At 72.5% G+C, this 21,359-nt stretch carries 11 protein-coding genes; 6 read left to right on the forward strand and 5 right to left on the reverse strand.

Features of this window, described 5'->3' with window-relative positions:
- Positions 1 to 370 precede the first annotated feature (370 nt).
- Genes KIK06_RS15640 through KIK06_RS15650 form a run of 3 tightly spaced genes read left to right on the forward strand, consistent with a single transcriptional unit; the run spans position 371 to position 13,438 of the window.
- Complete coding sequence (locus tag KIK06_RS15640; RefSeq protein ID WP_268643751.1) at positions 371 to 10,012, forward strand: non-ribosomal peptide synthetase/type I polyketide synthase; 9,642 nt, start codon at positions 371 to 373, stop codon at positions 10,010 to 10,012.
- Entirely contained in the window at positions 9,999 to 11,699 is a 1,701-nt protein-coding gene (locus KIK06_RS15645) for a phytoene desaturase family protein (RefSeq protein ID WP_268643752.1), read from the forward strand. The genes KIK06_RS15640 and KIK06_RS15645 overlap by 14 nt, the downstream gene beginning before the upstream one ends.
- Positions 11,696 to 13,438: a phytoene desaturase family protein gene (locus KIK06_RS15650; RefSeq protein WP_268643754.1), complete on the forward strand. Its 1,743-nt coding sequence runs from the start codon at positions 11,696 to 11,698 to the stop codon at positions 13,436 to 13,438. The genes KIK06_RS15645 and KIK06_RS15650 overlap by 4 nt, the downstream gene beginning before the upstream one ends.
- A gap of 179 nt (positions 13,439 to 13,617) precedes the next feature.
- Here KIK06_RS15650 and KIK06_RS15655 read toward each other — a convergent pair whose 3' ends face one another.
- Together KIK06_RS15655 and KIK06_RS15660 are read right to left on the reverse strand one after the other, a co-directional pair.
- Positions 13,618 to 14,814: a cytochrome P450 gene (locus KIK06_RS15655; protein ID WP_268643756.1), complete on the reverse strand. Its 1,197-nt coding sequence runs from the start codon at positions 14,812 to 14,814 to the stop codon at positions 13,618 to 13,620.
- A gap of 191 nt (positions 14,815 to 15,005) precedes the next feature.
- A complete protein-coding gene (locus KIK06_RS15660; RefSeq protein ID WP_268643758.1) occupies positions 15,006 to 16,268 on the reverse strand; it encodes an NAD(P)/FAD-dependent oxidoreductase in 1,263 nt (420 codons plus the stop codon).
- A gap of 149 nt (positions 16,269 to 16,417) precedes the next feature.
- On the opposite strand from KIK06_RS15660, the gene KIK06_RS15665 reads away from it, so the two are divergent.
- The 3 genes from KIK06_RS15665 (at position 16,418) to KIK06_RS15675 (ending at position 18,183) form a co-directional block, all read left to right on the forward strand.
- Entirely contained in the window at positions 16,418 to 17,221 is an 804-nt protein-coding gene (locus KIK06_RS15665) for an SDR family oxidoreductase (protein WP_268643759.1), read from the forward strand.
- Between the two features lie 81 nt (positions 17,222 to 17,302).
- A complete protein-coding gene (locus KIK06_RS15670) occupies positions 17,303 to 17,743 on the forward strand; it encodes a VOC family protein (RefSeq protein ID WP_268643761.1) in 441 nt (146 codons plus the stop codon).
- A gap of 77 nt (positions 17,744 to 17,820) precedes the next feature.
- Entirely contained in the window at positions 17,821 to 18,183 is a 363-nt protein-coding gene (locus KIK06_RS15675; protein WP_268643762.1) for an antibiotic biosynthesis monooxygenase family protein, read from the forward strand.
- 64 nt (positions 18,184 to 18,247) lie between these two features.
- Here KIK06_RS15675 and KIK06_RS15680 read toward each other — a convergent pair whose 3' ends face one another.
- From KIK06_RS15680 to KIK06_RS15690, 3 genes are all read right to left on the reverse strand, one after another.
- Positions 18,248 to 18,694, reverse strand: a complete 447-nt coding sequence (locus KIK06_RS15680; RefSeq protein ID WP_017599387.1) for an Hsp20/alpha crystallin family protein — start codon at positions 18,692 to 18,694, stop codon at positions 18,248 to 18,250.
- A gap of 100 nt (positions 18,695 to 18,794) precedes the next feature.
- Positions 18,795 to 19,544: a nucleotidyltransferase domain-containing protein gene (locus KIK06_RS15685; RefSeq protein WP_268643763.1), complete on the reverse strand. Its 750-nt coding sequence runs from the start codon at positions 19,542 to 19,544 to the stop codon at positions 18,795 to 18,797.
- Positions 19,545 to 19,551: 7 nt separating this feature from the next.
- Positions 19,552 to 21,144 carry a BCCT family transporter gene (locus KIK06_RS15690; protein ID WP_017599389.1) on the reverse strand — a complete coding sequence of 531 codons (1,593 nt, stop codon included), beginning with the start codon at positions 21,142 to 21,144 and terminating at the stop codon, positions 19,552 to 19,554.
- Positions 21,145 to 21,359 lie beyond the last annotated feature (215 nt).

The raw sequence follows: 21,359 nt of genomic DNA on the forward strand, positions 1-21,359 counted from the left end.
ATTCAACAAGCACACAAAATCAACACGCCGGGACGAAACGAATTCAGACTCCGGGCGCGCCGCGGCTTGGTCTGGTACTTTTCGAATCGCCGTGACGATCGCGGCAGAGCGCGGCCCAGCCAGCCCGACCAGCACCGCACAAACCCTCGAAACCACCACCGCCCCACATCCAGAACGGCCTGAACACACCGGCCGCACCCATGCCCATTCAACGGAACACCACGTCCGGGGAAAGTGCACGCGACACAGGCGCACCATTCTTCTGACAATGGACGTCTCCGAAGCATCAGCGTGCCCGGAGAACCCTCCGGGATCGCACCGCGCGCATGCCCGCCGCGACCACGCGGGCTCGACAATCCAGAAGGAAACGATGCTGACCGACCCCGGATCATCCTTCAGCGACGACAGGATCGCGATCATCGGCGTGGGCTGCCGCTTCCCCGGCCGTGCGTCCGACCACCGCACCTTCTGGAGAAACCTGGTCGAGGGCCGCGACTGCCTGGAGCCCACGCCGAGGGACCGGTACGACGTCGGCACGCTCGGCAGCCGGGACAGGGCCAAGCCCGGCCGCCTGGTCGGCGGGCGCGGCGGCTACATCGACGGGTTCGACCGGTTCGAGCCGGAGTTCTTCGGCATCAGCCCGCGCGAGGCCGAGCACATGGATCCCCAGCAGCGCAAACTGCTGGAGGTGACCTGGGAGGCGCTGGAGGACGGAGGGCGCAAACCGTCGGAGCTCGCCGGGGCCGACGTCGGCGTCTTCGTCGGCGCCTTCACCCTGGACTACAAGATCCTCCAGTTCGCCGACCTGGACTTCGAGACCCTGGCGGCGCACACCGCGACCGGGACCATGATGACGATGGTCTCCAACCGCATCTCCCACTGCTTCGACTTCCGGGGGCCCAGCGTCTCCCTCGACACCGCGTGCAGCTCGTCCCTGGTGGCCGTGCACATGGCCTGCCAGAGCCTCCGGCGCGGGGAGAGCGCCCTGGCGCTGGCGGGCGGCTCCCTGCTGCACATGACACCGCAGTACACGATCGCCGAGACCAAGGGCGGGTTCCTGTCCCCGGAGGGGCGGTCCCGGACCTTCGACGCCTCCGCCGACGGCTACGTCCGCGCCGAGGGCGTGGGAGTGGTCGCGCTCAAACGGCTGTCGGAGGCCCTGCGTGACGGCGACCCCGTACACGCCGTGATCACGGCGACGGGCGTCAACCAGGACGGCCGCACCCACGGGATCACCGTCCCCAACGCGGACGCCCAGGTGCGGCTCATCGAACGCGTGTGCGCCGAGGCGGGCGTCACACCCGGCGATCTGCAGTACGTCGAGGCGCACGGCACCTCGACCCCGGTCGGAGACCCGATCGAGGCGGGCGCCCTGGGCCGGGCACTCGCGGTCGGCAGGCCCGCCGGGGCGCCCTGCTTCGTGGGGTCGGTCAAGGCCAACATCGGGCACACCGAGTCCGCCGCCGGGGTGGCCGGGCTGATCAAGACGGTGATGAGCCTCAAACACGGCGTGATCGCCCCGCAGATCAACCTGGAGGAGCTCAACCCCGGGATCGACGCCGAGACCCTGCCGTACACGATCCCCACCGAGGCGACGCCCTGGCCCGAGCACGACGGCCCGGCCCGCGCCGGGGTCAACTCGTTCGGGTTCGGCGGCACGAACGCGCACGTCCTGCTGGAGGAGGCGCCTGAACGGCCCCTCCCCCCGACGCCGCCCGCCACCACCCGCCGACCACACGGGTACGGCGTCCTGCCGCTGAGTGCCCGCGACCCGCGGGCCCTGCCGGATGTCGCGGCCGGGATCCGCGACGAGCTCACCGAGCGCGGCGCCGACCTCACCGACGTCGCGCACACCCTCGCCCACCGGCGCGACCACCTGGAGTCGCGGCTGTCGGTGGTGTACTCCTCCCGGGAGTCCCTGGTGGCGGCGCTGGACGCCCGTGCCCGGGGCGAGACCCACCCGCGCGTGGTCGACGAGCGCGTCCTGGGCGCCGACGACCGGCGGCTGGTGTGGGTGTTCACCGGGATGGGCCCTCAGTGGTGGGCGATGGGGCGGCGGCTGCTGGAGACCGAACCGGTCTACCGCGCGGCGGTCCAGCGGTGCGACCGGGAAATCGCCCGCCTGGCCGGCTGGTCCCTCATCGAGGAGATGTCCGCCGACGAGGACGCCTCGCGCATGGACCAGACGTGGCTGGCCCAGCCCGCCAACTTCGCCGTCCAGGTGGGCCTGGCCGCGCTGTGGCGGTCGTGGGGGGTGCGCCCCGACGCCGTGGTCGGGCACAGCACCGGCGAGGTCGCCGCCTTCCACGAGGCGGGGGTGTACACGCTGGAGGAGGCGGTCGCCGTGGTCGTGCACCGCAGTCGGCTCCAGCAGACCCTGGTCGGCACCGGCACGATGCTGGCGGCGGGGCTGACCGAAGAGGAGGCGGCCGCGCGCGCCCGCCCGTTCGGTGACCGCGTCTCGGTGGCGGCCGTCAACGCCCCGGCGAGCGTCACCTTCGCGGGCGACGCCGACGCCCTGGAGGAGCTGGCCGGGGGGCTCGCGGACGAGGGCGCCTTCCATCGGTTCCTCGGTGTGCGGGTGCCCTACCACAGCGCCCGGATGGCCCCGATCCGCGACGCGCTGCTGGCCTCGCTCGCGGACCTGAGCCCCAAGCCCGCCGGGGCGCCGCTCTACCTGACCGGGCGCGAGGGCCGGGCCGAGGGGCCGGAGCTGGACGCCGGCTACTGGTGGGACAACGTCCGGGGTACCGTCCGCTTCCGCGCGGCCGCCGACCTGCTGATCGAGGACGGCCATGGCCTGTTCCTGGAGATCGGGCCGCACCCGGTCCTGGCCCACGCGATCCGCGAATGCCTTGACGCCCGTGACCGCCCGGGCCGCTGCCTGCCCTCGATCCGCCGCCGGGAGGACGAGGCCGAGTGCATGGCCGTGTCACTGGCGACCCTGCACGGGCTGGGGGTCGAGGTCGACTGGTCCGCCCTCCAACCAGGGGGCTCACCCGTCACCCTGCCGCCCTACCCGTGGCGCCGGGACCGGTACTGGGCCGAGCCCGGGAGCGTCGCCCGAGTCCGTCTGGGCCGGGTGGACCACCCGCTGCTAGGCCGACGGCTGCCCGGCGCGGACCCGGCCTGGGAGGCGTCGCTGGACACCGAGGCCATGCCCTACCTCGCCGACCACCGCATCCAGGGCAACGTCGTCTTCCCCGCCGCCGGGTACCTGGGGATGGCGGTCCAGGCGGCGCGGACGCTGAGCGGGGGCGAGCACGCGGGGCTGGCCGACGTCGAGTTCCGCCGGGCGCTGTTCCTGCCCGAGGGGTCCGTGACCCGGGCCCGGGTGTCCTTCGCACCGCACGACGCGTCCTTCACCGTCGCCACCGGCGCCGCCGACGGCCGGTCGGTGCACGCGACCGGGACCGTGCGTACCGGCCAACCCCGCCGTTTCGGCCCGGACCTGGCCACCGAGGCGGTGCGGGAACGCGCCGCACGGGTCCTCGACGCCGACACGTGCTATGACGCCCTGGACGGTCAGGGCTACCACTACGGTCCGGCCTTCCGGGGGATGGAACGGGTGTGGATCGGCGCCGACGAGGCGCTGGCGCTCGTCCGGCCGACCGAGGCGGTGGGCGACGCGGCCGCCGACCACCACGTCCACCCAGTGGTTCTCGACTCCTGCTTCCAGACCCTGTTGACGACCCGACTGCCCTGGTCCGGGGTGGACGGCGTGCCGGGCGGCTCGGCGGAGCGCACCGGGATCCGACTGCCGGTGTCCGTGGCCGAGATGCTGCTCGACCCGGTCGGTGCCCAGCCGGTGTGGGCGCACGCGACCGTCACGGCCGAGGACGAGGACGGGTTGACCGGCGACATCCGCCTGTACACCGAGGACGGGACGCCGCTGGGCGCGGTCACCGGGCTGCGCGCGGTCGACGTGGAGCGGGCTCCGACGTCCGTGGGCACGGGCACGATCGACGGTTGGCTCTCCGACGTGGTGTGGGTGCCCGCGGGGGCCACCGACGCCGTCGGGGCGACCGCAACGGCGGGGGCCGAAGGGCCCGAGCGGGCGGTGGGGGCCACGGCGGCGACCGAGGCCGCCGACCGGTGGGGTGGTGAGTGGCTCCTCCTGGCCGACTCGGGTGGCACGGCCGACGCCCTCGCCGCGCTGGTGGCCGAACGCGGGGGCCGGTGCCACCTGGTCCGTCCCGGCGATGGCTACCGGGACGTGGACCATGCCTGTGCGCCACGGGAGACTCCCGAGGCGGGGGTGGACCGTGCCATCGGCAGGGCCCCTGGGACCGGTGATGAACGAACAGCGCGCGGGAACCCGGCACCGGACGGCCGCCGTCCGGACGGGAACCGCGCTGCGGGCGAAGGACACGGGGCGGGTCACCGCGGCCGGACCTTCGAGGTCGCGCCGGACTCGGCTGAGGACTTCGGCCGCGTCCTCGACGACCTCGGAAAACGCTCCGGCGCCCTGACCGGGATCGTCCACCTGTGGAACCTGGACGCCCCGCCGTTCGACCGGGCCGACGACACCGAGGCCGACGCCTTCCACTCCACCGGCTCCTACTCCCTGGTCGCACTCGCCCAGGCGCTGCGCGGACACGGGGTCGGCGGCGCCCTGCACGTCGTGACCCGCCGGGCGCAGGGGGTGCTCCCCGGTGAGGAGGTCGAGCCCCTGGGCGCGCCCGCCTGGGGCGTGGGCCGCGTCCTGTGGCAGCAGGAACTCACCGACCGCCGGGGCACCCTGCTCGACCTCGGCTCCGCCCCGCACGGCGACCGCTCCTGCGACCGCCTTCGCGCCGAGGCGGCGGGCCTGCTCGCGGAGCTGACCCGCCAAACCGGTGACGACGAGGTCGCCCTGCGCGGCGCCGACCGGTACGTCAGCCGCCTCCTACCGGTCACCGACCTGCCCCGCCCGCTGCCACTGCGACTGCGGGCCGACGGCGCCTACCTGGTCACGGGCGCCTTCGGGGCGCTCGGCCGCCTGGTGTGCCGCACCCTGGTCCGCCGGGGGGCGCGCCGCCTGATCCTGGTCGGCCGCACCCCGCTGCCCGAACGCTCCCGGTGGCGCGCGACCGACCCCGCCACCCGCGCGGGCCGCGACGTCGGGTTGGTCCGCGAACTGGAGGGCCTGGGCGCCCACGTCGAACCGGTCAGCCTGGACCTGACCGACGCCGACGCCCTCGCCGCGTGGCTCGACGCCCGCCGGACACAGGACCCGCCGCCGCTGCGCGGGCTCTTCCACCTGGCCGGTCACGTCGACGACACCCTCCTGCCGGCCATGGACCGGTCCGCGTTCGACGCGGTGTACGCGCCCAAGGCGGCGGGGGCCCGCCTGCTGCACCGCCTCCTGGCCGACGAACCGCTGGAGCACTTCGTCCTGTTCTCCTCCGTCGCCGGTCTGCTGACGACGGCGGGACAGACCAACTACGCGGCGGGCAACGCCTTCCTGGACGCCCTGGCCCACCACCGCCGGGCGCGCGGTCTGCCCGCGATCAGCCTGGACTGGGGCCCGTGGGCGACCGGGATGATCGAGGAACTCGGGCTCGTCGAGCATTACCGCACCGCGCGCGGGATGGGTTCGCTCTCCCCCGAGGCGGGGATGGCCGTGCTCGAACGCGTCATCGAGCAGGACCGCGCGCAGCTGCTGGTCTGCCCGGTCGTCGACTGGCCGGCCTTCCTGGCCTGGTACTCCCCTCCGCCGCCCCTGGTGTCCCGGCTGGCCGAGGCGGGCACGGCCCGGACCGGCGACGGCCCGGACCGCGCGGCCGGCTTTCCCGAGACCTTCGCCGCGGCCCCCGCCGAGGATCGCCCCGGCCTGCTCACACACCGGCTCACGGAGGTCGTCGCCCGGATCCTGCGCGTGGCCGGCGACCGGGTGGACCCGTCGGCGAGCCTGTACTCGCTGGGGATGGACTCACTGCTGGCGATGGAGCTGCGGGCGGCGGTCCTGGCCGAGGTGGGCGTGGCCGTTCCCGTGGTCACCCTGCTCGGCGGCGGGTCGATCGGGGATCTGGTGGGGGAGCTGCACGAACGGCTGTCGGAGCTGGTGGCCGACGGCGCGGTCGGCGGGGCGGGCTCGGGCTCGGCCGAGGTGTTCACCGACCCCGGGGAGTACCCGCTGACCCAGAACCAGAAGGCCCTGTGGTTCCTCGAACAGCTCAACCCGGACGGGTTCGCCTACAACATCGGCGGCGCCGTCCAGATCCGGGCCGAACTCGATCCCGACACCATGTTCGCGGCCTTCCGCGCCGTGGTGGACCGGCACCCGTGTCTGCGCACCAACGTCCTCACGCGCGACGGCCGGGCGGTGCAGCGCGTCCACCCCGCCGGGGAGGCCACGACCGACCACGCCCTCGTCGACGTCGGGGGGCGGCCGTGGGAGGAGATCCACGCGCTCATCGTGGACGCCTACCGCGCGCCCTACGACCTGGAACGCGACCCGTTGGTGCGGTTCCGGCTCTACCGCCGGGCGGACGACCACTGGGTGATCGTGAAGGCGGTGCACCACATCGTCTCGGACGCGATCTCCACGTTCACCTTCATCGAGGAGCTGTTCGCGGTCTACGAGGGGCTGCGCGCCGGACGGCCGGTCGCGCCGCCCGCCCCCGAGGCCACCTACCTGGACTTCCTCAACCACCAGAACCGGTTCCTCGCCGGTCCGGACGCGGCGCGGATGCGGGAGTACTGGATCGGCCGCCTGCCGGACGAGGTGCCCGCCCTCGACCTGCCGACGGACCGCCCGCGTCCGCTGGTGCAGACCAACAACGGGGCCTCGGAGTTCTTCACGCTCGACGCCGACCTCAGCGAACGCGTGCGCGCGCTGGCCGAGGAGCGCGGCGTCACGGTGTTCGTGGTGCTGCTGAGCGCCTACTACCTGTTCCTCCAGCGTTACTCCGGCCAGGACGATCTCGTCGTCGGCAGTCCGGTGACCGGCCGCACCAGCCCCGAGTTCGGGTCGGTGTACGGGTACTTCGTGAATCCGCTGCCGCTGCACACCGACCTGTCGGGCGACCCGTCGGTGGCCGAGTTGCTCGACCGGGTGCGCGCGACCGTACTGGGCGGCCTCGACCACCAGGAGTACCCGTTCGTCCTGCTGGTGGAGGAGCTCGGGCCGCAACACGACCCCAGCCGCTCCGCCGTCTTCCAGGCGATGTTCATCCTGCTCACGCACAACGTGTCCACGGAGCGCCACGGGTACCGGTTGGAGTACGTCGAGCTGCCCGAGGAGGAGGGCCAGTTCGATCTGACGCTCTCCGCCTACGAGGAGCGGGCCGACGGGCTCTTCCACTGCGTGTTCAAGTACAACACCGACCTGTTCGACCCGGACACGGTACGGCGGATGCTGTCGCACTACGTCAACCTGCTCCAGGGGATGACGCGGGGACCGTCCGACCGGCCGGTGTCGCGGATCACGATGCTCGGGGCCGCCGAGCGGAGGCTGATCCTCGACGACTGGAGCGGACGCCGGGCGGCCGCGCCGCCGACGGAGCCCGTGCACGTGCTGTTCGGCCGCGCGGCGAAGGCCGCTCCGGACGCGGTCGCGGTGTCGGCGCCGACCGAGTCGGGTGACACGCGCCGGGTCACGTACGGGGAGCTCGACGAACGGTCGGCACGGCTCGCCGCCGCGCTGCGCGTGCGAGCTGTGGGCCGGGGGGCGGTCGTGGCGCTGTGCCTGACGACGTCACCGGACCTGGTGGCCCTGGTGATGGCGGTGCTGCGCGCGGGTGCGGCCTACCTTCCGTTGGACCCCGCCCATCCGGTGGACCGACTGGCGGCCCTGACGGAGGCGGCGGGGGCGCGGCTGGTCGTGACCGACGACCGGGGCGCCGAACGGCTGTCCGGGGCTTCGGTGGAGGTCGTGTCGGTGGCGGAGCTGAACCGGGAGGCCGCACGGGTGCCGACCGGCGCTCTCCGGACCGCTGGAACCGACGACGCCGTGGACGCGGAGGCGACCGCCTACCTGGTGTCCACGTCCGGGTCGACGGGGCGGCCGAAGCTGGTCCGGGTCGGCCACGGCAACCTGGCCGCGGCCTACGCGGGCTGGCGTGACGCCTATCGGCTGGAGGAGGACGCGCGCGTCCACCTCCAGATGGCGAACCCGGCCTTCGACGTGTTCACCGGCGACCTGGTTCGGGCGCTGTGCTCGGGCGGAACCCTGGTGTTGGCCGCCCGGGAACTGCTGCTCAACTCGGCGCTGCTGTACGACACGATGGTCCGCGAACGCGTGGACTGCGGGGAGTTCGTCCCCTCGGTGGTGCGCGGCCTCATGGCGCACTGCGAGCGCGACGGCCGCTCCCTGGGGTTCCTGCGGCTGCTGGTGGTCGGCTCCGACGTGTGGAGGAACGAGGAGTACCTGCGGCTGCGGGCGCTGTGCGGACGCGACACGCGGGTGGTCAACTCCTACGGTCTGAGCGAGGCCACCATCGACACCACCTGGTTCGAGGGGTCGGTGGACGCCGCCGACCCGGGTCGGACGGTGCCGATCGGCCGGCCCTTCCCCGGCGGCACCGTCCACGTCCTGGACGCGGGCGGCGAACCCGTGCCGCCCGGGGTGATCGGGGAGCTGTGGGTCGGCGGAACCGGGGTCGCCCAGGGGTACGTGGGCGACCCCGAACAGACCGCCGCGTGCTTCGTCACCCGGACGGTGGACCACGGGGACACGGAGCGCACCGTGCGCCTGTACCGGACCGGCGACCTCGTCCACTGGGACGCGACGGGCGTCCTGCACCTGGTCGGCCGCGCCGACAGCCGGGTGAAGGTGCGCGGGCACCGGGTCGAGATCGGGGAGATCGAATCCCGGCTGGCGGCCTGGCCCACCCTGGAGCAGGCGGTGGTGACCGTGCGTCCCGACGCGTCCGGGAACGCCGACCTGTGCGCGTACTGCGTCCCGACGCCGGGGACCGTCCTCGACGTCCGGGGGCTGCGCCGCCACCTGGCCGAGGCCCTGCCCACCTTCATGATCCCGTCGGCGTTCGTCGAGATGGCGCAGCTGCCGGTCACCACCAACGGCAAGGTGGACACGGCGGCGCTGCCCGTGCCGCGACCGGAGAGCCGGGACCGCGTGCACGAACCACCCGTCACGCTCTACGAGGCGCGGATGGCGGAGCACTGGCGGGATCTGCTGCGCACCGGTGAGGTCGGGCTGCGGGACGACTTCTTCGAGCTCGGCGGCGGGTCGGTCCTGCTGATCGAGCTGGTCCACCGGCTCCAGCACGAGTTCAACGCGACGATCCTGGTCAGCCACCTGTTCCGGGCCACGACCCTGCACGGAATGGCGGCCACCCTGGAGGGGGTGGTGACGGGCCGGATCAGCGGGGCGGGCCCCTACCTGGAGTTCAACCGCGGCGGCGCGCGGCCGCACGTGTTCTGCTTCCCGCCCGCCGGGGGCCACGGGCTGGCCTACCGGAAACTGGCCGGGTACCTGTGCGACCACCACCTGGTGGCCTTCAACCACCTGGCGGGCGACGATAAGGTTGCCCGCTACGCCGACCTGGTCGAGTCCGTCCGGGTGGAGGGCCCCTACCGGCTGTTCGGGTACTCGCTCGGCGGCAACCTGGCCTTCGAGGTGGCCAAGGAGCTGGAGGGGCGCGGTCACCGGGTGCGGGACGTGGTCGCCATGGACGCCTACCGGGTCCGCGAGGAGTTCGAGTTCGGCCCCGAGCACCTGGCGGTGTTCGAGCGCGAACTGTCCGAGCACATGCGCGGGCACACCGGGTCGGAGACGGTGGCGGCCGAGACGCTGGAGCAGGCACGCGAGTACATCGGGTTCTGCGCCCGCAGGCCCAACACCGGCACGGTGGCCGCGCGGATCACGGTCGTGGCCGACGAGAAGAAGGCGGACCTGTTCGCGGAGGGCGAGGAGGGGTCCTGGTACGGCTCCTCGTCCACGGCCACGGTGGTGCTGGCCGGATCAGGCGAGCACGCCGACATGCTCGACGACGAGAACGCCGGGTTCAACGCCGCGCTGGTGCGCGAGGCCCTGGGCGGGGAGGCCGACCATGGGGACCGCTGAGACCACGTCCGGATCCGTGACCGCCGGCTGGGCCCGCCGTGAACGGGAACCGGGCACGCCGCCCCGGGTCCTCATCGTCGGCGGCGGCATGAGCGGCCTGTCCACCGGCTGCTACTCCCGGATGAGCGGGGCTCGGACCCTGGTCCTGGAGAAGCACGTCCTGCCCGGCGGCTGCTGCACGGCCTGGTCCCGTGAGGGCTACGTCTTCGACTACACGATCGAGTGGCTGACCGGCAGCGGGCGGAACAACGACGCGGCACGGGTATGGCGTGAGCTCGGGGCCCTGGACGGCAAGACCGTCACGGACTTCGAGTTCTTCAACCGGATCGTGGACGAGAACGGCCGGGAAGTGGTCTTCTACAACGACCCGGACCGGTTGGAGGCGCACCTGCTGGAGGTGTCCCCGCAGGACGCGCGCCCGATCCGCGGGTTCTGCCGCGACCTGCGCGGGTTCGTCCGGCTCAATCACTACCCGTTCCTCACGCCACCGGTCCTGCGCACGCCCCAGGAGCGGCTGAGGGCGGCCCGGGAGATCCTGCCGGGGTTCCGGCTGATGTGGCGGACCGCCACCACGTCGATGGAGGACTTCGCGGCGCGCTTCCAGGACCCGTTGCTGCGCAGGGCGCTGCCCAACGTGTTCTTCCAGGACCACGAGGTGTTCCCGGTGCTGCCGTACCTGTTCAACCTGGCCAGCGCCCACCACCGCAACGCCGGGTTCCCGCAGGGCGGATCGCTGGGTCTGGCCCGGTCGGTGGCCGGGCGGTACACCTCGCTGGGTGGAGAGATCGCCTACCGCGCCCGGGTCACGCGGGTGCTGGTGGAGGGCGGACGCGCGGTGGGCGTCGAACTGAGGGACGGCCGGCGCCTCTTCGGTGAGCACGTCGTGTGCGCGTGCGACGGGGTGACGGTCCTGAAGACGCTGCTCGGCGGCGAGCACACCAGCCCGACGCTGGACGCCCTGTTCGAGCGGCTGCTGCACCGGCCCGAGGTGGTCTACCCGGGGGTGGTGTCGGCGTTCGTCGGCTTCGAGGGCGACCTGCCGCCCGGCACCCCGCACAGCACCACCTACCTGCTGCCGGGCCACGAGGCCGCGCGGCTGCCGTCCTGCTCACAGAACAGCCTGGTGGTGCAGCTGCGCTCCCGGTACGCGGACGGGTTCGCCCCTCCGGGGAGGTCGGTCATCCACTGCACCTACTTCAGCGACTACGGGTACTGGAAGGAGCTGCGCACGACCGACCGGCGCGCGTACCGGGCGCGCAAGGCCGCGGTCGCCGACTTCGTGCGGGCCCTCCTGGACGACCGGTACCCGGGTCTGGGCGCGCGGATCGAGCTGGTGGACGTGGCCACCCCGGTCACGACCGAGCGCTACACCGGCAACCGGCACGGCAGCATCCTGGGCTGGAAGTCCTTCACCGAGGCCGACGACCTGCTGTCGAGGCTGGTCAACAAGGACCGGATGGGCATCCCGGGGTTGGCCGGGCTGACCCTGGCCGGGCAGTGGTTCGGCGGCGGCGGCCTCATCCTCGCCGCCTCCTCCGGCCGGTTCGCGACGCAGTTCCTCTGCCGTGACCTGGGGCTGCGTTTCCGGGCGTGGGAGAGCGAGGGCGGCGAGCCCTGGCATCCGGGCAAGTGGGGGGACCTGCCCCGGTTGGACGCGTGGGACGAGCGATGGGCGGAGACACGATGAGCGGACGAGGTGGCCGTACCGACGGCGGACCGGCCGCGCGGCCCCGGAAGTCGATGATCATCGTCGGCGGCGGGCTCGGCGGGCTGTCCACCGGCTGCTACGCGCGGATGAACGGGTACCGGACGCGGATCTTCGAGATGCACGAGATCCCCGGGGGGTGCTGCACCGCCTGGGACAAGGGCGACTTCACCTTCGACTGGTGTGTGAGCTGGTTGCTCGGCAACGGACCGGGCAGCGAGATGCACCGGATCTGGCTGGAGCTGGGGGCGATCCAGGGCAAGGAGATGCGCCACTTCGACGTGTTCAACGTCGTGCGGGGGCGGGACGGGCGGAAGGTGTACTTCTACTCCGACCCGGACCGGTTGGAGGCGCACCTGCTCGACCTGTCCCCCACCGACGCCCGGGTGATCGGCGACTTCTGCGGGGGCCTGCGGAAGTTCATCCGATGCCTGCGCGTGTACCCGTTCCTCAAACCGGTGGGGCTGATGGGGCCGGTGGAGCGGATGCGGATGATGTCGCGGTTCATCCCGTACTTCAACGTCATCCGCCGGTCGATCACGGTGCTGATGCGCGACTACTCCGAACGCTTCCGCGAGCCGCTGCTGCGGGAGGCGTTCAACCACATCCTGTACGAGAAGCATCCCAACTTCCCGGTGCTGCCGTTCTACTTCCAGCTCGCCGCGCACGCCGACGGCGCGGCGGGGGTCCCGGAGGGCGGCTCGCTGGGGTTGGCGCGCTCGATCGAGGAGCGGTACCGGCGGCTGGGCGGGAAGATCCGCTACAACGCCCGGGTCGAGGAGATCCTCGTCGAGGACGACCGGGCGGTCGGAGTTCGGCTCAGCGACGGGAGCGAGCACCTCGCGGACATCGTGGTGGCGGCGTGCGACGGCTACACGACCATGCACGACCTGCTGAAGGGCCGTTACCTCAACGCGGAGTACCACCGGCTCTACACGAAGACCGTCCACGAGCCGGAGATGGTGTTCCCGGGGTACCTCTCGCTCTTCCTCGGCCTGCGCGAGGATTTCCCCGACGCCGACCCGTGCACGACGTACCTGCTCACCGAGGAGGAGGCGGACGCGCTCCTCGGGATCCGGCACCCGAGCGTCAACGTCCAGTTCCGCAGCACCCACTATCCGGAGTTGTCGCCTCCGGGGACGGCCGTGGTGTACGCGACGTACTTCTGCGACATCGCCCCGTGGCGCGAGCTGAGCACCGGCCCCGAGCGGTCGAGCCGGATGTACCGGGGCGGGGAGGTGCACACGCTGCCGGTACGGCGCGGGCGGGAGTACGTCCGCGCCAAGCGCCGGGTGGCCGACGCCCTGATCGGGATCATCGACCGCCGCCACCCCGGCGTGCGGGAGGCGGTCAAGGTACGCGACGTCGCCACGCCGCTCACCCAGGTGCGCTACACCGGCAACCTGGACGGGACCGTGCTCGGCTGGCAGCCGTTCGTGGAGGGCGGCGAGACGCTGGAGGAGCTGGTCAAGAAGTACGGGCCCGGGCTGCCAGGGCTGGAGGACTTCTACATGTCCGGGGTGTGGGCGACCACGGGCGGACTGATCCGCGCCGCGGCGGCGGGTCGGCACGTCGTGCAGTTCGTGTGCCGTGACGACGGGAGGGAGTTCCGGTCCGAGGTGGACGAGAGCGCGCCCGCGCCCACCCACCGGCTCATCCCGGTCGGCCCGCCGCCGGCCTCCGGTGCGCGGACCGGCGTCGCGTCCGGCCCGCACGCGTAGGGCGTCCCCGTGCGGCACGGATCCCGGCCGTGCCGCGCTCTCCGTGCCGTCGTCCCCCAGCCGGGTCAACGGCGCGGAGGACGGCCACGCGGTGTGTCGGCGTGGGAACCGCGCCGCCTCACCACGGCGCCGGAGGTGGCACCCCGCTCACCTGATCGGCACACCGCCGGGGTCGTCCCTCACCAGGTGACGGGCAGTGCGGCCACGCCTCCGGACAGGGTGCCGTTCATGACGTCCGGTGCGGCTTCCAGTTCACCGGGGTCCACGGCCAACCTGAGGCCGGGGAAGCGTTCCAGCAGGCGGGTGAGCAGGACGCGCAGCTCCATCCGGGCGAGCGGGGCCCCGACGCAGTAGCGGGCGCCGTGGCCGAAGGCGAGGTGCTGACCGGCGGGGTGGGCGACGTCGAAGCCGTCGGGCGCGTCGAACACGCGGGGGTCGTGGTTGGCGGCGCCGACGTCGAGCAGGACGAGGTCTCCGGCCCCGATCACGTGCCCGGCCACCTCGATGTCGGACCGCGCGTAGCGGACCAGCCCGCCTCCGCCCCGGCCCATCGTGCGCACGATCTCCTCCACCGCGTCCGGGATCCGCCCGGGGTCCGCGCGCAGCCGCTCCCACTGGTCGCGGTGGGCCATCAGCTGGGCGACGCCGGTGGTCATCGCTACCTTGGTGGTCTCCTCCCCGGCGAAGAAGAGCACCATGGCCAGACGGACGACCGCCTCGTCGGTGTTGCTCCCCTCGCCCCGCAGGGCGGAGACCACGTCCTCCCCCGGCTCCGGCCCGCTCCGCGCCACCAGGCGGTGGATGTGGCCGAGGAGTTCGGCCATGCCCTCCGCCGCCCGGGCGGGGTCCACCGCGGCCCCGGCGAGCGCGACGAACTCCGCGTGCTCCTCGGCCGGGACACCGAGGAGCTCGGCGATGGCACGGGTGGGGACGACGGCGGCCACGTGGCGCCTGAGGTCGGCGGGTGGTCCGGCCTTCTCCAGGTCGTCCAGGCAGGAGACGGTGATGGCGTCGATCCAGCCCTCCAGGGCGCGCATCCGCCGGGGTGAGAAGCAGGGGCGCAGGGTGTCGCGCATCCACCGGTGTTCGTCGGGTTCGGTGACGTGGTCGCCCTGGGGGCCGCCGAAGAGGACGTGGTCGGCGGTGCGTGCGGCCCGCTCCGGCTCGGGGTGGGAGCGGCCCAGGCGCTGGTCGGCCAGGAGCGTGCGGACGGTGGCGTGATCGACCACCAGCCAGGCGGGGTCACCGGTGCCGGTGCGCACACGGTGGAGGGGGCCCTCCTCCTGGAGCCGACGCAGGTCGGGGGTGAGTCGGAGGAGGTCGGGCTGGGCGAACGGGAGTCGGGGCGCGTCCGTGTGGACGGGCGTGCTGCTCACGGGGGCGTGTCCCACCTTCGTGATCGGTCAGCCTCCCCGGCGTCCGCACTCCGGGCGGCCGGGGGTACTCGAACCCCTTTATCGTAGCCGAGCGACCACCGAGGGTGATTGTTTTTCACGGGCCCGTCCCGGTGCGCCCGCGCCAGCCCGTCGGACCGGCTGACCGCGCGGGCGACCGACCGGCTCCGCCGTCAGTGCCGCCGCGGGCCGAACCGGTCGGCGCGGAAGGGCTCCAGGACGGCGGGGCGGACCCCCTCGACCAGGAAGGAGGCCAGCGCCTCGGCCGCCGGTGCGGACAGGGTCAGCCCGAGCATGGAGTACCCGGTGGCCACGTAGGCGTTGGCGTATCCGGGGAGGCGGTCGACGACGGGCAGGCCGTCGGGGGTGAGGGGCCGCTCCCCCGCCCAGGCGTGCCGCCGGTCCGTCCAGTCCGCGCCGACGATCATCGGCGCCGCTCCGCGCGTGATGGCGTCGATCCGGACGGGATCGGGCCGGGTGGGGCCGTGGCCGAAATCCATGCCGCCCGACACGCGCAGCCGCCCGACCATGGGCGCGCACGCCACGTGCGCGTCGAGCAGGAGGGTGGACGCCCGGGGGAGCCGCTCGACGGACACGTCGAAGCTGTACCCCCGGCCGCCGACGACCGGGACGCGCCGCCCCAGCCGGGTGGTGAGCGCGGCGGCCTTGGCGCCGGTCGCGATCACGAGCGCGCCGACCCCGCGTTCCCCCGCCGTCGTGCGCACCGCGTCGACCACCCCGCCGCGCGTCCTGACGTCGGTCACGGCCACCCCCTCCTCGACCGGGACGCCGCCCGCGCGCAGATGCGCGGTCAGCCCGGCGACGAGACTGGCCGGCTCGGTCTGGACGTGGTGGCGCAGGAGCGCCCCCGCGCGCACGCGGTCGGACAGGGCCGGTTCGACGTCGCGCAGCTCGTCCCCGTCCAGGGCCGTGGTGGGCAGGTCGAAGCCCGCCTCGCGCAGGGGTTCGAGGGAGCCGAGGTAGGCCTGGACCGCGTCCGGGTCCTGGGCGACCGCGAGGAAGTCGGTCCGGGTGCGGGTGAACTCGACCCCGTCCTCGGCGAGCTGATCCAGGAGGGGGAAGGTACGGCCGCCCAGCGCGGCGAGCGCGCGGGCGCCGCGGGCGTGACGAGCGGGGGTGCAGTTGCGCAGGAACCGCAGGAACCAGGGGGAGAGGAGGGGTAGGGCGTCGGGTGCGATCCGCAGCGGGGCGTCGGGGTCGCGGAAGGCGCGGAGCGCGTCCCCGAGCAGGACGGGGTCGGGGACGGGCCCGGCCTGGGCCGGGTTGACCCAGCCCGCGTTGCCGTGGGAGGCGCCCGCGCCGGGGTGGCGGGACTCCACGACCGCGACGTCGACCCCCCGTCGGCGCAGCTGGTGGGCGACGTTGAGCCCGGCGACGCCCGCGCCGACGACGAGCACACTCGCACCTGCGGTCATGGTTCGGCTCCTCTCGGTCACGAAGGTCCGTGGTGTTGCACTGCCCGCGTGGGCGGTCGGGAAACGGGCCTCCGGGGTGCCGCGGACCACCTACTGAACGGTAGGAATGGAGGCTGTCCGCACCCGACCGCTCCTCGAGGAGACTCCCCATGGCCACCACCCCCTCCAGAACCGCGCTCGTGACGGGCGCGTCGTCCGGGATCGGCGCGGCCGTCGCCGCCGCCCTGGCCCGGCGCGGATACCGCGTGTACGGCACCAGCCGCACACCCGAAGCGGTCACCGCCCCGGTCCCCGGTGTCGAGTACCTGGCGCTGGACCTGACCGACGACGCGTCGATCGAGGCGTGTGCGGCCGCCGCGGGTCCGGTGGACGTGCTGGTCAACAATGCCGGAGAGAGTCAGAGCGGCCCGCTGGAGGAGTTGCCGATGGAGGCCCTGGAGCGGGTGTTTCGGACCAATGTGTTCGGGGCGGTGCGCCTGACCCAGCTCGTGCTGCCCGGGATGCGGGAGCGGCGGAACGGGCGTGTGGTGATGGTGGGGTCGATGTTGGCGAGCTTCCCACTGGCCTTCCGGTCGTCGTACGTGGCGACCAAGGCGGCGCTCAAGGGGTTCGCCGACGCGCTGCGCCGCGAGGTGTCGCCGTACGGGATCGGTGTGACGACGGTGGAGCCGGGGTCGATCAACACGGGCATCAGCGAGCGGCGGACGCAGTACGTGGGTGCGGCCTCGCCGTTCGCCGACGAGTACCGGACGATGCTGAGCGCCCTCAACGCCAACGAGGCGCGGGGGATCTCGGCGGACACGGTCGCCCGGACCGTCGTGCGCGCGATCGAGGCGGACCGTCCGCGCCCGCTGTACGCGGTGGGCAGCAACGCCCCGGTGGTGTTCGCCCTGCGCAGGTTGTTCCCACGTTCGGTGGTGCTGCGGATGGTCTCACGCAAGCACGGACTGTGACACGGCCGCGGAGTGCGCGGCGGTGGCGGCGGCCTCCGGCAGGATGTGGTGGGCGGCCCGCACCGACCCAGGGAGTCCACCGTGAAGCAGCAGGTCCACTTCATCACTCTCGCCACCGCCGACCTCGACGCCGCCCGGTCCTTCTACTGCGAGGGGCTCGGCTGGCAGCGGCTCCTGGACGTGCCCGGCGAGATCATCTTCTTCCAGATCGCACCGGGCGTGGTCCTGGGGCTGTTCGACGCCGAGAAGTTCGACCGCGACCTCGGCGGAGCGGCGGGCGTCACCGGAACGGCCGGCGCGTCGGGGGTGACGCTGGCGCACAACGTCGACAGCCCCGAGGAGGTCGAGGAGACCGTCGCGCTGATGATGGCGGCGGGCGGGTCGGTGCTCAAGCGCCCGCAGCCGGGTGAGTTCGGCGGGATCTTCCACGCCCACGTGCAGGATCCGAACGGCGTGGTGTGGGAGATCGCGCACAATCCGGGGTGGCGGATCGACGAGAACGGCGACGTCGTCTTCGGCTGATCCGCCTGGGGTGCGAGAGCGCCCGCCGGGGAACTGGCCTAGGTTTGGGGCCGTACCGAACAACGTGGAGGATGCGCATGAGCGTCGTCAAGTTCAACGTCCTGACCGTCCCCGAGGGCGCGGGGGCCACCCTGGAGGAGCGTTTCGCCAAGCGGGCGGGGCTGGTGGAGAACCAGCCGGGGTTCGAGGAGTTCCAGCTGCTCCGCCCCGTCGAGGGCACCGACCGGTACCTGGTCTACACCCGGTGGCGCTCCGAGGAGGACTTCCAGAGCTGGGTGAACAGCCAGGACTTCAAGCACGGGCACGCCCAGGCCGCCCGGGAGTCCGGGCGGACCGGCCACGGTCACGGTCACGGCGGTGAGGGAGCGGCCAAGCCGGCCGCGACCGGAAGTGAGCTGTGGGGCTTCGAGGTGGTCCAGCGGGTCTCCGGCGAGGCTTAGCCCGGCGCTCCGTCACGTGAGGGGGCCGAACCCGGTCGGGTCCGGCCCCGGTCGGGCACAGCGCTCAGCCCTTGATCTCCCGCTTCCGGCTCCCTCCGCCGGTGATGCTGATCCGGCGCGGCTTGGCCCTCTCGGCCACGGGGATGGTCACCGTGAGTACGCCGTCGGCGTACTCGGCGGACAGGTGGTCGGTGTCCAACTCCTCGCCGAGGTAGAGCTGCCGGGAGAACTTCCCCGAGGGCCGCTCGGCCACGACCGCGTCGCTCCCCTCGGGAACCGTCAACCGACGCTCCGCCTTGCAGGTGAGAACGTTCCGCTCGATCTCCAGGTCGATGGAGTCGGCCCGGACCCCGGGCAGGTCGAAGTGCACGACGAACTCGTCGCCTTCGCGGTAGGCGTCGATCGGCATGACGACCGGGTGGATCGCGTCGCCGAGGAGCCGCTGGGTGATCCGATCGAACTCCTGGAACGGGTCTGTACGCATGAGCATCATGGCGACCTCCAGGTTCATGAATTGAACCGAGATACCCTCATATTCGCTTCATTCCAGAGACGCCCCGCGGATAAACCGCGTCGCCGCCTCCGGGAGGGGAGTCGGAGGCGTTCGGGTGTCAGGCGGTGGCGATGATCCGGCCGACCTCGGCCACCGCCGCCGCCAGGTCCTGGGGGTCGGCGGTCATCCCCGCGACGACGAGGTCGACCTCCTCCAGCCCGGCCCGGGACAGGAGGGTCTTGTCGTTGGTGACCCACTCGCCCCGGGCGGCGAGGACGGCGTGCGCGGCCTGCGACGCCGCTTGGGCGACCAGGCCGGCGCACTGGGCCACCCGGCCGTACGGAGCGTGGTCGCGCTCGGCGTGGGCGAGCGTCGCGGCTGCCAGGCCCCGCCACACCGGGGGCGCGCTCGCCCGCAGCGCCTCAGGGTAGTCGGGGCGGGGCAGGTCGCCGACCAGGACCCGGCCGAGGGCGAGTTCGGCGACGACCAGGTACGTCGGTATCCCGGCGAGGTGGAACACGAGGGGCTCGATCCCGAACCGCCCCCGCCGCGCCTCGGCCAACCGGTACTCCACGTCGGCCAGGTCCCGGTAGTGCACGTCCACACGGCGCCCGTCGATCCGCAGTCGGGCACCGCCGTTGAACACGCCGCCGCCCCAGCCGCCGATCTCGGACACCTCTCCCTCCCAGCCGACGTCGCGCAGGGTCTGGGGATCGAAGGCGCCCCGGTAGTAGACCGCCAGGTCCCAGTCGCTGTCGGGCCGGTGGGAGCCCTGGGCCCGGGAGCCGCCGAGGCTCACCGCGCTGACGGCGGGGAGGACGGCGAGCCGGTCGGCGACCGAGGACGGGAAGCGTTCGTCGGTGGTCATGGGGCCATCATGGCGCACCCCTGCCCTCGGAACCCCCTCGTCGCCGGACCGACAGCGGGCGCACCCGGGCCGGTCCGGCCACCGTCTCCCGCCTCAGGGAGCGCAGGAGGGCCGCCATCATGATGAAGGCGATGACGAAGAACGGCAGGCCGAACACGATGATCGTCTGTTGGAGGGCGTCCAGCCCGCCGACGCCGGAGGCGGTGAGCACCGTGGCGGCGACCGCTCCCTCGGCCACACCCCAGAAGACCCGCTGCCGCGTGGGGTTCCTCGCCTCACCCGAACACAGCATGTCCACCACCAGGGACGCCGAGTCCGAGGAGGTGGTGAAGAAGATGACGACGATGAGGATCGAGATCACCGACATGAGGGTGGTCAGCGGGTAGTGGTCCAGGAACGCGAACAGCGCTCCGGGCAGGTCCTCCTCCACCACGACCGCCTGGACGAGCCCTCCCCCGCCGTACATCTGGATGTCGAAGGACGACAGTCCGAACACGCTGAACCACACGATGCTGAACGCGGTCGGGATGAACAGGACCCCGATCACGAACTCGCGGATGGTGCGGCCCTTGGAGACGCGGGCGATGAAGATGCCCACGAACGGTGACCAGGTGATCGTCCAGGCCCAGTAGAAGACGGTCCACGAGCCCTGCCAGCCGGTGTTGTCGAAGGTGTCGTTCCAGAACGACAGCGGGATGAGCGACTCCAGGTACGTGCCCGTGGACTCGATGATCCCGCGGGCGAGGAAGACCGGCGACCCCAGCACGAACACGTAGACGAGCAGCCCCACGGCCATGACGATGTTGATGGTCGACAGCCACTTGATGCCGACGTCCAGCCCGGAGGCGACCGAGGCCACCGCGATGCACGTGACGATGGCGATGAGCGCGAGCTGGGTCACCCGGTTCTCGGAGACTCCGAACAGCTCGTTGAGGCCGCTGTTGATCTGCATCGTGCCGAGGCCGATGGTGACCGCCACCCCGAACAGGGTGCCCAGAACGGCGATGATGTCGACGGTCCGCCCGATGGGCCCGCTGATCCGGTCACCGATGAACGGGTGGAGGACGGAGCTGACCCGGAAGGGCAGCCCCCTGCGGTACACGAAGTAGGCGAAGGCGAGAGCGGGCAGGCAGAAGATCGTCCAGGTGTGCAGGCCGAAGTGGTAGAGCGTGAACCCCATGGCCTGCCGGGCCGCCTCCACCGACTCCGGTTCCACGTCCGCCCGGGGCGGGTCGGCGTAGTGGCTGATCGGCTCGGCCACCCCCCAGAACATGAGGATGCTCCCGATCCCGGCGGCGAACAGCATGCAGAACCAGATGAAGTCGTTGTACTCCGGTTTGCTGTCCTGCGGCCCGAGCCGGACGTGGCCGTAGCGGCTCAGGGCGATTCCGATGAGGAAGACGAGGAACGTGGTGACGCCGAGGATGTAGAGCCACCCGAGGTTGGTGAGAATCCATCCGGACACGGCTCCGAAGGCGGTGTCGACGGCCTCGGTGAAGACGATGGCGCTCACCACGAAGACGATGGCCAGCGCGGCGGAAACGGAGAAGATGACCGGATCCGTCCGAAGTCCCAGCCGTTGTGTGATTCTGTCGAGCATCCCGTGTGCTTTCTGGTGTCCGTGGCCCGCTCCACCGCGCCGGAGCGGCTCCTGGCGGCGACTCCGGCCTCGCACGATACAGCGGACGGGGGAAGGGGGAACGGCACCGCCCCGAAGCTTTCGCGAGCGTCGCGTGTGTTCTCCCCGAAAACCTCGCGAGGCACACGGAAGAATCCTCGAAGATTTTCCCAGGAGGGATCGGTTCAGAATGATCC

It is taken from the genome of Nocardiopsis sp. EMB25, assembly GCF_026797795.1.
GTDB lineage: Bacteria > Actinomycetota > Actinomycetes > Streptosporangiales > Streptosporangiaceae > Nocardiopsis > Nocardiopsis lucentensis.

Excerpts from the sequence above, each read along its gene's own strand:
- KIK06_RS15640 (WP_268643751.1), top strand. The coding sequence starts at position 371 with ATGCTGACCGACCCCGGATCATCCTTCAGCGACGACAGGATCGCGATC.
- KIK06_RS15645 (WP_268643752.1), top strand. The coding sequence starts at position 9,999 with ATGGGGACCGCTGAGACCACGTCCGGATCCGTGACCGCCGGCTGGGCC.
- KIK06_RS15650 (WP_268643754.1), top strand. The coding sequence starts at position 11,696 with ATGAGCGGACGAGGTGGCCGTACCGACGGCGGACCGGCCGCGCGGCCC.
- KIK06_RS15660 (WP_268643758.1), bottom strand. The coding sequence starts at position 16,268 with ATGACCGCAGGTGCGAGTGTGCTCGTCGTCGGCGCGGGCGTCGCCGGG.
- KIK06_RS15665 (WP_268643759.1), top strand. The coding sequence starts at position 16,418 with ATGGCCACCACCCCCTCCAGAACCGCGCTCGTGACGGGCGCGTCGTCC.
- KIK06_RS15675 (WP_268643762.1), top strand. The coding sequence starts at position 17,821 with ATGAGCGTCGTCAAGTTCAACGTCCTGACCGTCCCCGAGGGCGCGGGG.
- KIK06_RS15680 (WP_017599387.1), bottom strand. The coding sequence starts at position 18,694 with ATGAACCTGGAGGTCGCCATGATGCTCATGCGTACAGACCCGTTCCAG.
- KIK06_RS15685 (WP_268643763.1), bottom strand. The coding sequence starts at position 19,544 with ATGACCACCGACGAACGCTTCCCGTCCTCGGTCGCCGACCGGCTCGCC.
- KIK06_RS15690 (WP_017599389.1), bottom strand. The coding sequence starts at position 21,144 with ATGCTCGACAGAATCACACAACGGCTGGGACTTCGGACGGATCCGGTC.